A 13,140-nucleotide genomic window follows, 5' to 3' on the forward strand; every position below is an offset into this window, starting at 1 on the left:
GCGGATGGAGGTCGGCTCCAATAGGAGGGCAGGCCAGCCGGCCCGAGTGGGGAGTAGGGCGCCTGGCGGGCGAACGCCGCCATCGGCTCACTCGTCGCGACGACCTTGACCGTGGGCTCGTCGCTTCCGCGGGGCATGACGAAGATGACGAAGAGCAGGACACCCGCCATGACTACGGCGAGAGAGAGCGCCATGTCTCTGATCGTTTCCTGACCGCGTCGTCGTGCCACGTCCCCATCTTCCAGGTCCGAGCCCCCGGATGGGCACCCAGACCACGTCTGGGCGGCTCGCAGGGGTGGTGGTGTGTTCAGGCTCTCGCCCGGCTGGAGGGCCTTATCGGGCAGCGCGGGGTGAGGAACCGGCCAGGCCGGGACCTGTCGGGCAGCCGTCACGCCCCCTCCGCGTGACGGCTGCCCGATGCTTCGTTGGACGCGCGTACCGGGTTGAAGGTTGCGTGCCTCTTCGGCGGATTCGAGGTGTCGTGTCGACGACAGGCCGGATTTGCCGGACGGCCGCAGGCACACCTTCGCGACGGGATAGGGTCATGAAGGTATATTCGGCGTCACTCTGGGCCTATCTCGGGCGCCGACGGGGCTCCCGAACTAGGCTCGGGGCCGTGTCTTCCACTGCTGAATCCTCCGTCTCCAGGCCTTCCGACGCCTCGTCCGTGCCCGACACGCTGGCCGTGCAGGGACAGGCTCCGGATCGCAACCTCGCGCTCGAACTTGTCCGGGTAACCGAGGCAGCCGCGCTCGCCGCGGCGCGCTGGGTCGGCCGTGGTGACAAGAACGGTGCGGACGGGGCCGCCGTCGACGCGATGCGCCGCCTGGTCGGCACCGTCTCGATGCGCGGGGTCGTCGTGATCGGCGAGGGGGAGAAGGACGAGGCCCCCATGCTGTTCAACGGCGAGGTGGTCGGTTCGGGGGAGGGGCCCGAGTGCGACGTCGCCGTGGATCCCGTGGACGGTACGACGCTGACCTCCAAAGGGATGAATAACGCCATCTCGGTCATGGCGGTCAGCGAGCGTGGCTCGATGTACGACGCGAGCGCGTGTTTCTACATGGAGAAGCTGGTCACCGGCCCGGAGGCGGCCGGGGCGGTGGATATCACGGCCTCGGTGGAGGACAACATCCGCGCCGTGGCGAAGGCCAAGGAGATCCTCCCGCGGGACGTCACCGTGGTGGTCCTGGACCGGCCCCGGCACAGCCAACTGGTCGAGCAGATCAGGGCGGCCGGCGCCCGAGTTAAGCTGATCTCCGACGGCGACGTCGCCGGAGCGGTGATGGCCGCCTCGGCGGACACCGGCGTGGACCTGCTGCTAGGGATCGGCGGCACTCCCGAGGGGATCATCACGGCCTGCGCGGTGACCTGCCTGGGCGGAGTGATCCAGGGCCGGCTGTGGCCGCGGGACGACGCGGAGTATCGCAAGGTCGCCGACCTCGGGGGCGACCCGACCCGGGTACTGTCCACCCGGGACCTCGTCGACAGTGACAACGTCTTCTTCGTGGCGACCGGCATCACGGACGGCGAACTGCTCGCCGGGGTGCGGTACCGGCCGGGCGGGGCGAACACGTCCTCGCTGGTGATGCGGTCACGCTCGGGCACCATCCGCCGAGTGGACAGCCAGCATCAGCTCACCAAGCTGCAGGCGTACTCCACCGTCCCGTTCTGAGCCGCCGCTGTCCCGGTCGCCACTCCGGTCGCAGCTCCGATCCAAGTCGCCGGTCCGGTCGGAGTTCCGTACAGTTTCCATGCTGTTCCGGTTCCGTTCCGACTCCGATCTGGTCGGGAGGTGGTCGCATGGTGCTCTACCCGCGACCTTCCGTCCCCGCGAGGGTGTTCGCGCGCCTCGACCCCCCGGGACCGCACGGCAGCGCCGCGGAGGTCCGGACGCTGGCGGGTGCGGCACGCGGGTTCCTGCGCCATCCACGGCCCCCCGTCCTGCTTGGTTGCGTGGGGGCGCTTGCCGCCCTGCGGGCGGTCCGAGGCCCGTGGCGGATCCGGGACACCGGCGTCGCGGTGGCTGCCGTGGCGGCGCAGCCCTTCGTCGAGTGGAGTGTGCACCGGATACTGCTCCACGCCCGGCCGGGCAGTCGGCTGGGATCGATCGGTTACCAGCTTGCCGGCTACGGGCACGAGCAGCATCACCGCGATCCGACCAACCTCGACACGATGTTCTTGCGCCCCCGCGAGGTGATCAGCGGAACCGTCGCCGTCGCGGCGCCGGCGCTGCTCGGGCCGCCGTGGGCGGCGACCGGCGCGCTCTGCCTCGGGATGGGTGCGCTCGTCTACGACTGGACGCATTTCCTCATCCATACCCGGGTCCCCCCGCGCACGGCCTACTACCGGCGGTTGTGGCGAGGGCATCGTTTGCACCACTACCGCAACGAGCGGTACTGGCTCGGGGTGACCAGTCCGCTCGGTGATCTGGCCCTGCGCACCGACCCGCCGCGGGACGCCGTGGCACTCTCGCTGACCGCCCGCGGGCGGAGTACCGCCGCCACCCCGTCTGCTCAGTTTGTTCGGACTGCTTAGTTTGTTCGGACTGCTCAGTTTGTTCGGACTGCTCAGTGCTCCGGCAGGGCCTGTGATGGCGAGCTGAGGCTGGGGGATGCGAGGTCGCCCGGGTCCCCGGTGCCGGTTACCGGGCCAGGATCAGGCTGACCGAGCCGGGGGGTGAAAAGACCGGGCTGACGGGCTGCGCGCCGAAACCGATGGGTGTGGGCTCGTGGCACCGTGGGAGGCGGCGCGGGCCGCCCGACGCCTTCCAACCACGCGAGAAGCCGGCTGTCGGGCGTGTTCGCCTCGACGGTCAACCGAGCGAGGGCGAAGCGGTCGTCGGCGGGATGCGAGAGGACGTCGCGTACCGCGCAGGCCGAACTGTAGCCGGCCGAGATCACAAGCTGGCGTACGGACGGGTCGTATCCGCCGAGGGGGTAGGCGAACGTGCGAGGTTCGTCCCCGGTCGCCACGGCCAGCCGACGACGCGACAGCGTCAGTTCGGCGATCACGTCGGTCCGCGCCAGCTCGTCCAGCCGCCGTCCGGTGTGACCGGACCCGCCGATTTCTATCCCGAGACCCCGTATTCGATGAAGGTCGGTCCGGTTGAAATAGCCCGGATCACCGACCCGCGAACTGGTCACGAATACCGTCGCCGTCAGACCCGTCTCGGCCAGTCGGCGGAGAGCCTTCAAGGTTTCCACGCCGCCGTCGTCGAAGGTGATGACGACCGGGTTGGCCGACGAGGTGGCCGCGCGCAGGGAGGCGGCATATTTCGACACGGTGAGCGCCTGCCGGCCGGAGGCGGCGATGATGGCGCAGTGCCGCATGAAGGTTGAGAAGGGGATCAGCCGACGTCGCGGGCCGCGTGGCGGCTGCGTGTCGAGAGACCGGTAGCGCAACATCGGGATCACCGGGGTTCTCCCCGCTGAGCAGGGACTGGCGGTCACCGGGACCCGGCCGGCTCACCAGCGGACAGGACGTGCTCGCCGGAGAAAGCGTGAGACGTGCACGACAAGCGGGCCTCCCTACGTCCGCCGCCTCCAGGGGATGCGGCACCCGATAGGCCAGTGGAAGTGCGCCTGAGCGGCGGGTGCGTGATGCGGCATGGAATCTAGCACGAGCTGTGGCAATAGGTGTGGTCGCGTTGCCGGTGTTTGTCGTCGGCCGTTCCAGCTACATGCCTGTTATTGTTTTTATTGAGGGCGCGGATTTACTCATGGGTCGATTGTGGCGGTACGGCCGACCTGGCGTGGGGAACCGGCGCGGGGAAGCGGCGGTCCGGGCCTACTACGACCGGCGTTGGCGCTCGGCGGCCGACTGCGAGAGGGAACGTTGCCGCTCGCGGCGCGCCACTTGGGCGCGGCGACCCCGGAAGAGCGCGATGACGGCCACCAGGATGAAGGCCGTCAGCAGGATCGGAGCGTGAAAGATCATCTCCGAGCCGACGTCGATGGCCTTGTTGCGCAGGCCGGAGCTGCCGTCCCCGGCCGCGGGGTTCAGGTAGCCGACGCCGAGGGCGATGAGCGCGTAGGCGAGCGGCGGCATGATCACTACGCCGATGAGGTCATCCGCATGCACGCGGACCGCGGCGAGGACGCACGAGCCGATGAACAGCACGCCGAAGGCGAACTTCAGGGAACCGAAGATCGCGGAGTCCACGATGGCACCTAGCCCACCGAGGACGAGGACGAGGATGCCGGTGCCGAGCGCGGTGAGGCCCCGGCGGCTGCCCGTGAACAGCGTGGGCGGCGGCCCACTCGCCCGACCGCGCGAGCTGCGGGCGTACAGATCGTCATGCCCGCGAGCGCGTGCGGATCTGCCCGGCGGTCCGGCCGACTGCCGGTGAGGCGGCACACTCACGAAGGCAAGGTACCGCCCGCAGATTTCCAATGCGTCAGGGCGATGCGCCAGACATGCGCATCGGCTCTCGTATTTGAGCTTTCGGTGTCGATCTCACTGCTTTCCGTTGCTTAAGCCTCCTTATACTAGTCGTCTGCGTCTCATCTGACCGGATCTGCGCCGTCAGAGGTCTGATACCCGGCATCGACTCCGAGGTCCTCTATGGCGCCACCCCGCCCGGTCGTCGCGCCCTCCCCGGTACTCCTCAGGAGCTCGGCGGCGGACAGCGGCCGCACGCCGGTCTCCACCGGAACCGGACTGGGGAGCCCCGCCTCGACGACTTCCATGGCCGCGAGCCGGCGGGCGGGGGTCAGCACCCGGCTTTCCAACGAGCCGACGGTGGCGTTGAAGTCCCCCACCGCCCGGCCGAGCGAGCGACCGAGGCGATCGACGTGTTCGCCCAGGGTGCCGAGGCGGGTGTAGAGGTCGCGACCCAGCTCGAAGATCTCTTTCGTCCGTGCGGTCAGCGCATCCTGAGTCCAAGCATGGGCGATGGTGCGCAGCATGGCGATCAGCGTGGTTGGGGTGGCGATGATGACCTTCTTGCCGGCGGCGTGTTCGAGCAGGCCGGGATCGTGATCGAGGGCAGGGGCCAGGAACGCCTCGGCGGGGACGAAGAGCACCACGAACTCCGGGGACGACGGCAGCCGCCGCCAGTAGGACTTGGCGCCGAGGCCGTCGACATGCGCACGCAGCTGGCGGGCGTGGGTGGCCATCCGGCGCGCGCGATGGTCCTCGTCCGTCGTGTCGGCGGCCTCCAGGAACGCGCTGAGCGGAACCTTCGCGTCGACGACCACGTTGCGGCCACCGGCAAGATGGACGACCATGTCGGGCCGTTGCGGGCCGTCGTCGCCCTGGATCGTCATCTGCTCGGTGAAGTCGCAGCGGTTGAGCATGCCGGCCACCTCCGCCACCCGGCGCAGCTGCATCTCGCCCCAGGCACCGCGGGCCTGGGGCCGGCGCAGCACGGTCACGAGCGCGGCGGTCTCCGACCGGAGGTTCTCCGACGCCTCGCGGGCGAACCGCACCTGCTCGACGAGCGCCGCGTAGGCCTCGGTGCGCGCGGTCTCCAGCTCCCGCAGCCGGTCTTCCATCCGCCCGAGGGCCTCCCGCAGCGGCGTCACCATGCTCTCGACCGCCGAACGACGGGCGTCGAGGTCGCCGCGGGCACGGGCGCCGGCCTCATCCAGCCGGGCGGAGGCCAGCTCCACCAACTGACGGCTCGCGCCCTCCAGAGCCTGCGCGGACAGCGCTCGGAAGCTCTCGGCGAGCCGGTCCTGGCTCTGCTCGACCAGCGCCACCCGCTCGGCCGCCGCTCGCTGCTCGTACTCCAGCGCGGTGCGCAGGCTGGACACGTCCGACTCGGCCAGCATCGCGCGCTCGGCAGCGGCGGCGGCGGCCTCTCGGGCCTGGTCGCGCTCCCGCATGGCAGCGGCGTGCGCGGCCGTGAGCGCGGCGACCCGCGGATCGGCGAAGCGGCGCGCGGCGGCGAATCCGCCCATGGCGCCGAGAGCCAGCCCGATTAGGGCTAGCAGCGCGCTGGTCGTGTCCACGGGAGAGAGGCAATCACGGCCCTCCGACAGTTTCGCGCGGTTTCGCGGTGAGCCGGTCCCCGGCGGGGCCCTTCCCGGCGGGGCGCTTCCCGGTGAGCGGCCGCGGGGCCCGTAGCCGCGGGGCCTGTAGCCGCGGGGCCTGTAGCCGTGAGGCCTGTAGCCGTGAGGCCTGTAGCCGTGAGGTCCGTAGACTGACCGGCCATGGGCTTGTCGATCGGGATCGTCGGGCTGCCCAACGTCGGCAAGTCCACGTTGTTCAACGCCCTGACGCGCAATGAGGTGCTGGCCGCGAACTACCCGTTCGCGACGATCGAGCCGAACGTGGGCGTGGTCGGGGTGCCCGATCCGCGTCTCGGCGAGCTCGCGAAGCTCTACGACAGCGCCCGGACGGTGCCGGCCACGGTCAGCTTCGTGGACATCGCCGGCCTGGTCCGAGGCGCGTCCGAGGGGCAGGGCCTGGGTAACCGCTTCCTCGCGAACATCCGCGAGTCCGACGCGGTCTGCCAGGTCGTCCGGGTGTTCTCCGATCCTGACGTGGTGCACGTCGAGGGCAGGGTCGACCCGGCCGACGACATCGAGACGATCAACACCGAGCTGATCCTCGCCGATCTGCAGACCGTCGACGCGCGCCTGCCGAAGCTGGAGAAGGAGGCCCGGGCCGACAAGGCGAAGCAGCCGTTGCTGGCCGCGGTGAAGGCCGCGCGCGAGGTGCTTGACGCCGGCCGCACGCTGTCCTCGGAACCGAAGATCGATCGCGACGCCCTGCGGGAGCTTTTCCTGCTCACCGCCAAGCCCTTCCTCTACGTCTTCAACGTCGACGAGGACGTCCTCGCCGATCCCGGTCGGCGCAAGGAACTTGTCGGGTCCGTCGCGCCCGCGGACGCGATCGTGCTGTGCGCCAAGGTCGAGGCCGAACTGGCCGAGCTCGACGAGGCCGACGCCGCGGAGCTGCTGGCCTCGCTCGGCCAGGAGGAGAGCGGCCTCGCCCAGCTGGCCCGGATCGGTTTCCACACCCTCGGGCTCCAGACGTTCCTGACGGCCGGCCCGAAGGAGGCCCGGGCCTGGACCATCAGGGCCGGGGCGACCGCGCCGGAGGCCGCCGGGGCCATCCACACCGACTTCCAGCGTGGCTTCATCAAGGCCGAGATCGTCTCGTACTACGCCCTGATCGCGGCCGGTTCGATGGCCGCCGCCCGCGCGGCCGGCAAGGTGCGCATGGAGGGCAAGGACTACGTGATGGCCGACGGCGACGTCGTGGAGTTCCGCTTCAACGTCTGAGCAGCCTCCCGACCGCTATGGCCGGACCGCGAAGGAATACGAGTCCGGAAGTAGCTTTGGGATCAACGGCCGCCTCTACAGCGAGGCTGTGGCCGCGGCCTGAAGATCTCCGGCGGCCGTGGTCACCGCGCTAAACGAGCTGCCGGGTGCCCCGGGTGGCCGCGGCGACGACCGCCTCGACCGGTCCTCGCATCCCGCTCGCCCGCCAGGCGGTGGCGACGATCAGGGCCACGGCCGCCTGGAGCAGGAAGGACGGCGTCGGGTCCGCGGGGAGGAAGGACGCGGACATCACGATCACGTGGGCGCAGTAGAGGGTCAGCGTCATCGATCCGACGGCGATGAGCGGGACCAGCATCAGGGGCGGCAGCAGCCGGCTCAGCAGCAGGACGAACCCGAGCAGGGCGACCGCGGTCGCGCTGGTGTGCAGCAGATCGACGGGCGTGGACGAGTGCGGGGTGTCGACGGCCAGCCACCACCAGGTGTTCGTCGGGGTGCTGCCGTACAGCCCGGCGTCGAGGATGGACCGCACCGGCAGCGGCCCGACTCCCGCGACCTCGACGGGATCGACGGATTCGAGCGCGGCCATGCCTGCGGCGTGCCGGAGCAGTGCCCAGGAGGCCAGCGACGCCGCCGCGGCGATCGTGCCACCCCCCGCGAGCAGGGCGGCGGCGACCCGCGTGGACCGTAGATCCAGCCGGCCGGCCGCGAGTCCCACACAGAGATACCCGAGCCAGGCAAGCGCCGGATAGAAGCCGGTGAAGCCCATCTCCAGGGTCAGGCTCACCGGGTGGGTGAACACCCGGCCGAAGGTTGGGTCGTCAAGGGTCGGGGACGGCAGATGGTCCCGGCTGAGGAGGCCTGCGGCCGGGACGACCGCGAACGCCAGCACCGTGACGACGACCAGCGCTCCGAGCGGAGCCCGCAGCAGCGGCACGGCCAGGATGAACATCAGCGCGTAGTAACAGAGGATCACCGCGATGCCGGAGTGGGTGTAACCGAGGGCGAGGCCGATCGTCCCGATGCAGGCCGCTCGTGCCACAGTCGACGCGCGCGCCTGTGGCGCCGGCAGCCGGCCGGTCGACAACGCCAGCGCCACCCCGGCGAGTACCGCGAAGGCCGCCGAGGCCCGGCCGGAGGCGAGCAGATGCGCGGGGGTCGCCGCCCCGTCATCCTCGACCGCGGGATAGACGTGCGTCGCGACCATGCCGATCAGGGCGATGCCCCGCGCCGCGTCGACTCCGCGTAGGCGGCCTCCCCCGTGGGCCTGCGGGTAACGGGGCTGAAGCATCGCGGGCACGCCCTTCACACTGGTCTCCGGGCGGGGGTGGGTTTCGTCCGGCCCGCCGGGAGCATCCCCGGGCCGATGCGGGCACCGCGACCGTGGCTCGGCAGTCAACGACTGATGAGTGGCAAGGAGAGGGGGATGGCGTGATCTGCCATCTGGTGGGCCGGTCCGAGTGGGCGGCCGGGGCTGGCGGGTACCGCCCGGCGAGCCTGGCATCCGAGGGGTTCATCCATTTCTCCGCCCCGGAGCAGGCCGTGGCCACCGCGAACCGGTACTACGCCGGGCATGCGGACCTGCTGCTGGTCGTCGTCGACCCGGAGCGGCTGAGCGCGGAGCTGCGCTGGGAGCCGCCGGCGGCCGGGGCGCCCGCCGGCCAGGCGCCCGCGGGGGGCACGCCCGCGCCAGGGGAGCTCTTCCCGCATCTCTATGGGATGATCGACACCGGCGCGGTGGCGATCGTCGTACCGTTCCCGCCTGATCCGGATGGTGTCTTCAGGATGCTGCCCAGCCTCTGGTGATCTCCAGATCTGTTCGGTACGAGACGTCTGTTCGGTACGAGAGCTCAGTACGAGACACCGGCCGAGTACAGGATCTGTGAGATCCTGCGGGCCAGGGCCACGTCCAGCTCGGTGACGCCGCCGACCGAGTGGGTCCAGACCGTGAAGGTCGTTGTTCCCGGGCCCCGCTCGACGACCGGATGATGGTTCATCGCGTCCGCTGCCTGCATGACCTCGGCCACGATCGCATCGGCCTCGTCCCCGTCCAGCATGATCTCCAACTGGATCCGGTCGGCGTCGCCGATCCAGCCGGGTAGTGCCGCCAACGCCTCGGCGACTTCGGTGGTGTCCAGTTTGCTCGGCATACCGATTCCCTCCGGCTGGTGATTCTCTGATTCTCTGGCTTGGGGTCCGACGTCCCGCTGCTGGGCGGGCCGTCCTGGTGGAGCCACCCGAAAGGCTCATCAGACACGATCCGCCGGGTACGGATCCACGGCTGGCCGGACTCTGGGAGAGTCCGGCACCATGAACGCGGATGTGGAGGGCTTGGATGCCCTCCCTTCTACCCATGGACGACGGCGTGGAACACCCGAGGACCGGGACTGCACCGACGTCCCGGTGGTGAGGGGACGTCTGGTCGTCGCCGTCGCGCTGCTCGACGACGATCGCCGGGTGCTGGCCGCCCGGCGCAGGGAACCGCATCCCTATGCCGGGATGTGGGAGTTTCCGGGCGGCAAGGTCGAGCCCGGCGAGCACGAGCTCGACGCGCTCACCCGGGAGTGCCGGGAGGAGCTCGACGTCGAGATCGAGGTCGGTCCGCCGCTCGGCGAGGTCGGGTTGTCCAGCCCCGGGTGGGTGCTGCGGGTGTGGCTCGGCCGGGTGACGCGCCGGCAGCCCCAGCCCGTCGAGCATGACGAGCTGCGCTGGCTCGGCGTAGCCGAACTGGACGATGTCCGGTGGATGCCGGCCGACGGGCCCCTGGTGGCGGAGTTGCGCCGCGTGCTGTCGACGCCCGGATCGCTCTTCTGAACGCCGGCTCTTCTGAACGCCGGCGACGGGAGGTCGCGGACCGGTGAAGCCCCGGACCGGTGAAGCCCCGGACCGGTGAAGCCCGTTGTAGCCGTGGCATCCGTACCATGGGTGCATCCGTACCATGAGTGGCGGTGCGACCGTTGCCGGTGTACGCGTGACGGGCAGATCGTCGTGCCGCGGCGCCGACACCATGGCGGGCACCCGCCAGAACGTTCGCGTCACCGGTTCATGCGTTACCGTCGTTTCATGCGGTGACGTCGTCGTCGTTGTTGCGGGGTCGCGAACCCCATGTCCGCCCCGGAGCGCATCACCGTGTCTCTTCGTGCCGATCTTCGAAACGTGGCAATCATCGCCCATGTCGACCACGGCAAGACCACCCTCGTTGACGCCATGCTGCGCCAGTCCGGCGCGTTCGGCGAGCATGCCGAGCTCACCGACCGCGTGATGGACTCGATGGACCTGGAGCGTGAGAAGGGCATCACGATTCTCGCGAAGAACACCGCGGTCCGTTACGGCGACATCACGATCAACATCGTCGACACACCCGGTCACGCCGACTTCGGCGGTGAGGTCGAGCGCGGCCTGTCGATGGTCGACGGCGTCCTGCTGCTCGTGGACGCGAGTGAGGGCCCGCTGCCCCAGACGCGCTTCGTCCTGCGCAAGGCGCTCGCGGCGCGGCTGCCGGTGGTGCTCGTCATCAACAAGGTGGACCGGTCGGACGCCCGGATCGCCGAGGTGGTCGACGAGACCTACGAGCTCTTCCTCGACCTCGACGCCGACGAGGACCAGATCGACTTCCCGATCGTCTACTGCAACGCGAAGGCGGGCCGTGCCTCCACCACCCGCCCGGCCGACGGGGTGAGCCCGGACTCACCCGATCTCAAGCCGCTGTTCGACCTTCTGCTGGAGACCGTGCCGGCGCCGTCGTTCGATCCGGACGCGCCGCTGCAGGCCCTGGTCACCAACCTCGACGCGTCCCCATACCTCGGCCGGCTCGCGCTGTGCCGGGTGCACAACGGCACGATCAAGCGTGGTCAGCCGGCGACGCTGTGCCGGGCCGACGGCAGCCAGCAGCGCGTCAAGATCAGCGAGATGCTGATGACGCAGGCGCTCGAGCGGGTGCCGGCGGAGTCGGCCGGGCCGGGCGACATCATCGCCATCGCCGGCATCCCCGACATCACGATCGGGGAGACCCTCGCCGACGCCGATGATCCCCGGCCGCTGCCGGTCATCACCGTCGACGAACCGTCCATCAGCATGACGATTGGCATCAACACCTCCCCGCTCGCCGGCCGTTCCGGCAAGAAGCTGACGGCGCGGCTGGTCAAGAACCGGCTGGACGCCGAGCTCGTCGGCAACGTGTCGATCCGGGTACTGCCCACTGAGCGGCCGGACACCTGGGAGGTGCAGGGCCGCGGGGAGCTGCAGCTCGCCGTGCTCGTCGAGCTGATGCGGCGCGAGGACTTCGAGCTGACCGTCGGCAAGCCGCAGGTCGTCACCCGCATTGTCGACGGCAAGATCCACGAGCCGGTGGAGCGCCTCACTATCGACGCGCCCGAGGAGTTCCTCGGCACGCTGACCCAGCTGCTCGCGCTGCGCAAGGGCCGGGTCGAGCAGATGGTCAACCACGGCACCGGCTGGATCCGGCTGGAGTACCTGGTCCCGGCCCGCGGGCTGATCGGGTTCCGGACCGAGTTCCTCACCGAGACCCGCGGTACCGGGCTGCTGCACCACGTCTTCGACCGGTACGAGCCCTGGTTCGGGGAGCTGCGCACCCGGGCGACAGGCTCCATGGTCGCCGACCGCAGCGGGGTGGCGACCGCGTACGCCCTGTTCAACCTCCAGGAACGCGGCACGATGTTCGTCGGGCCGACGACCGAGGTCTACGAGGGCATGATCGTGGGTGAGAACTCCCGGGCGGACGACATGGACGTCAACCCGACCAAGGAAAAGAAGCTCACCAACATGCGTTCATCCACCGGCGACGAGCTGGTCCGGCTCACCCCGCACCGGGTACTCACCCTTGAGCAGGCGTTGGAATTCTGCCGCGAGGACGAGTGCGTGGAGGTCACCCCGGGCTTCGTGCGTCTGCGCAAGGTGGCGCTGACCGCCGCCGAACGCGAGAAGATCCGCTCCCGCCGCCGAGCCTGAGCCCGGTCCCCAGAGTGGCAAAGTCGCCCGTAGGGTCGTCAATGTGACGACAGCTGCCCCATCATCACCCTCTACTGCGCCACTTCCCGCCCGGCGGGCGATGTTCGTGCACGCCCACCCCGATGACGAGGTGATCTCGACGGGGATCGCGCTTGCCTCGTACGCCGCCGCCCCCGACACCCACGTCACCCTCGTGACGTGCACATTGGGGGAGGAGGGAGAGGTACTGGTGCCCGAACTGATCAATCTGCAGGCGGATCGGGGCGATCAGCTCGGCGGCTACCGGATCGGCGAGCTGGCCGGTGCCTGCGCCGCGCTCGGCATCACCGACCAGCGTTTTCTTGGCGGTCCCGGGCGTTGGCGGGACAGCGGGATGATCGGCACCCCCGCCAACGACCATCCCCGCTGTCTGTGGCGGGCGGACCTGGACGAGGCCGCGGCGGAGCTGGTGCGGATCGTGCGCGAAGTCCGGCCGCAGGTGCTCGTCAGCTACGACGCCCGCGGTGGTTACGGGCACCCCGATCACATCCGGGCCCACGAACTCACCCGGAGGGCCTTCACCGACGCCGCCGACCCGTCCTTCGCCCCGCAGGCCGGTCCGGCCTGGCAGGTCGCCAAGCGCTACGAGACGGCGCTGGCGCGCTCGAGCGCCGTCGCGGGCTTCGAGTACTTCCGCGATTCCGCCGCTGAGAGCAGCCCGTTCGCGGGTCTGAAGTCCGTGGACGAGCTGGGGATGACGCTTGTCGACGATGCGGACATCACGACCGAGCTCTCCGCTCCCCACTTCTTCGAGGCGAAGATCGCCGCCATGCGGTCGCACCGGACACAGATGAGCGTCGACGGGTTCTTTTTCGCGCTCGCCGACGGCATCGGTCAGCGAGCCTGGAGTGTCGAGCACTTCGTGCTGGCCGAGGGCGCCCGGGGGCCGGGGGACGGTCCGGGC

General features: G+C 70.1%; 13 protein-coding genes. 7 read left to right on the plus strand and 6 right to left on the minus strand.

The annotated features are described in order from the left end of the window. The coding region (locus AC08OP_RS11040) for a DUF4245 family protein (RefSeq protein ID WP_476614105.1) at positions 1–194 on the minus strand (194 nt) is incomplete at its 3' end. Positions 195–685: 491 nt separating this feature from the next. Here AC08OP_RS11040 and glpX point away from each other — a divergent pair. Both glpX and AC08OP_RS11050 read left to right on the plus strand, forming a co-directional pair. Then, positions 686–1,672, plus strand: coding sequence for a class II fructose-bisphosphatase (glpX, locus tag AC08OP_RS11045; RefSeq protein ID WP_476614114.1), 987 nt, complete (start codon positions 686–688; stop codon positions 1,670–1,672). Positions 1,673–1,800: 128 nt separating this feature from the next. After that, on the plus strand, positions 1,801–2,535 hold the full coding sequence (locus tag AC08OP_RS11050; RefSeq protein ID WP_476614106.1) for a sterol desaturase family protein: 735 nt from the start codon (positions 1,801–1,803) through the stop codon (positions 2,533–2,535). Between the two features lie 32 nt (positions 2,536–2,567). Here AC08OP_RS11050 and AC08OP_RS11055 read toward each other — a convergent pair whose 3' ends face one another. From AC08OP_RS11055 to AC08OP_RS11065, 3 genes are all read right to left on the minus strand, one after another. After that, entirely contained in the window at positions 2,568–3,404 is an 837-nt protein-coding gene (locus tag AC08OP_RS11055; protein WP_476614115.1) for a polysaccharide deacetylase family protein, read from the minus strand. A gap of 385 nt (positions 3,405–3,789) precedes the next feature. Continuing rightward, a complete protein-coding gene (locus AC08OP_RS11060) occupies positions 3,790–4,356 on the minus strand; it encodes a DUF6542 domain-containing protein (RefSeq protein WP_476614116.1) in 567 nt (188 codons plus the stop codon). A 146-nt stretch (positions 4,357–4,502) separates the two neighbouring features. Continuing rightward, entirely contained in the window at positions 4,503–5,954 is a 1,452-nt protein-coding gene (locus tag AC08OP_RS11065; RefSeq protein WP_476614107.1) for a DNA recombination protein RmuC, read from the minus strand. Positions 5,955–6,155: 201 nt separating this feature from the next. Between AC08OP_RS11065 and ychF the strand changes: the two genes are divergently transcribed. Then, the gene (gene ychF / locus AC08OP_RS11070; protein WP_476614108.1) at positions 6,156–7,232 is read left to right on the plus strand and encodes a redox-regulated ATPase YchF; all 1,077 of its coding nucleotides are present in this window, start codon (positions 6,156–6,158) and stop codon (positions 7,230–7,232) included. A 130-nt stretch (positions 7,233–7,362) separates the two neighbouring features. Here the strand turns inward: ychF and AC08OP_RS11075 are convergent, their stop codons facing one another. Then, positions 7,363–8,538 carry a heparan-alpha-glucosaminide N-acetyltransferase domain-containing protein gene (locus tag AC08OP_RS11075; protein WP_476614109.1) on the minus strand — a complete coding sequence of 392 codons (1,176 nt, stop codon included), beginning with the start codon at positions 8,536–8,538 and terminating at the stop codon, positions 7,363–7,365. Positions 8,539–8,660: 122 nt separating this feature from the next. Here AC08OP_RS11075 and AC08OP_RS11080 point away from each other — a divergent pair, with 122 nt between their 5' ends. Then, positions 8,661–9,035, plus strand: a complete 375-nt coding sequence (locus AC08OP_RS11080) for a DUF952 domain-containing protein (protein WP_476614110.1) — start codon at positions 8,661–8,663, stop codon at positions 9,033–9,035. A 44-nt stretch (positions 9,036–9,079) separates the two neighbouring features. Here AC08OP_RS11080 and AC08OP_RS11085 read toward each other — a convergent pair whose 3' ends face one another. Then, the gene (locus AC08OP_RS11085) at positions 9,080–9,379 is read right to left on the minus strand and encodes a 4a-hydroxytetrahydrobiopterin dehydratase (RefSeq protein ID WP_476614111.1); all 300 of its coding nucleotides are present in this window, start codon (positions 9,377–9,379) and stop codon (positions 9,080–9,082) included. A gap of 160 nt (positions 9,380–9,539) precedes the next feature. On the opposite strand from AC08OP_RS11085, the gene AC08OP_RS11090 reads away from it, so the two are divergent. From AC08OP_RS11090 to mshB, 3 genes are all read left to right on the plus strand, one after another. Further along, positions 9,540–10,043 (plus strand): (deoxy)nucleoside triphosphate pyrophosphohydrolase, encoded by a 504-nt coding sequence (locus AC08OP_RS11090; protein ID WP_476614112.1) that lies wholly within the window; start codon positions 9,540–9,542, stop codon positions 10,041–10,043. Positions 10,044–10,358: 315 nt separating this feature from the next. Next, positions 10,359–12,197 carry a translational GTPase TypA gene (gene typA, locus AC08OP_RS11095; RefSeq protein ID WP_476614113.1) on the plus strand — a complete coding sequence of 613 codons (1,839 nt, stop codon included), beginning with the start codon at positions 10,359–10,361 and terminating at the stop codon, positions 12,195–12,197. 100 nt (positions 12,198–12,297) lie between these two features. Further along, on the plus strand, positions 12,298–13,140 hold an 843-nt coding region (gene mshB / locus AC08OP_RS11100; protein ID WP_476614117.1), incomplete at its 3' end, for an N-acetyl-1-D-myo-inositol-2-amino-2-deoxy-alpha-D-glucopyranoside deacetylase.

Source organism: Frankia sp. CeRuru1, assembly GCF_977966315.1.

Coding starts and splice junctions, on each gene's coding strand:
- AC08OP_RS11050 (WP_476614106.1), top strand. CDS start 1,801: ATGGTGCTCTACCCGCGACCTTCCGTCCCCGCGAGGGTGTTCGCGCGC.
- AC08OP_RS11055 (WP_476614115.1), bottom strand. CDS start 3,404: ATGTTGCGCTACCGGTCTCTCGACACGCAGCCGCCACGCGGCCCGCGA.
- ychF (WP_476614108.1), top strand. CDS start 6,156: ATGGGCTTGTCGATCGGGATCGTCGGGCTGCCCAACGTCGGCAAGTCC.
- AC08OP_RS11085 (WP_476614111.1), bottom strand. CDS start 9,379: ATGCCGAGCAAACTGGACACCACCGAAGTCGCCGAGGCGTTGGCGGCA.
- AC08OP_RS11090 (WP_476614112.1), top strand. CDS start 9,540: ATGAACGCGGATGTGGAGGGCTTGGATGCCCTCCCTTCTACCCATGGA.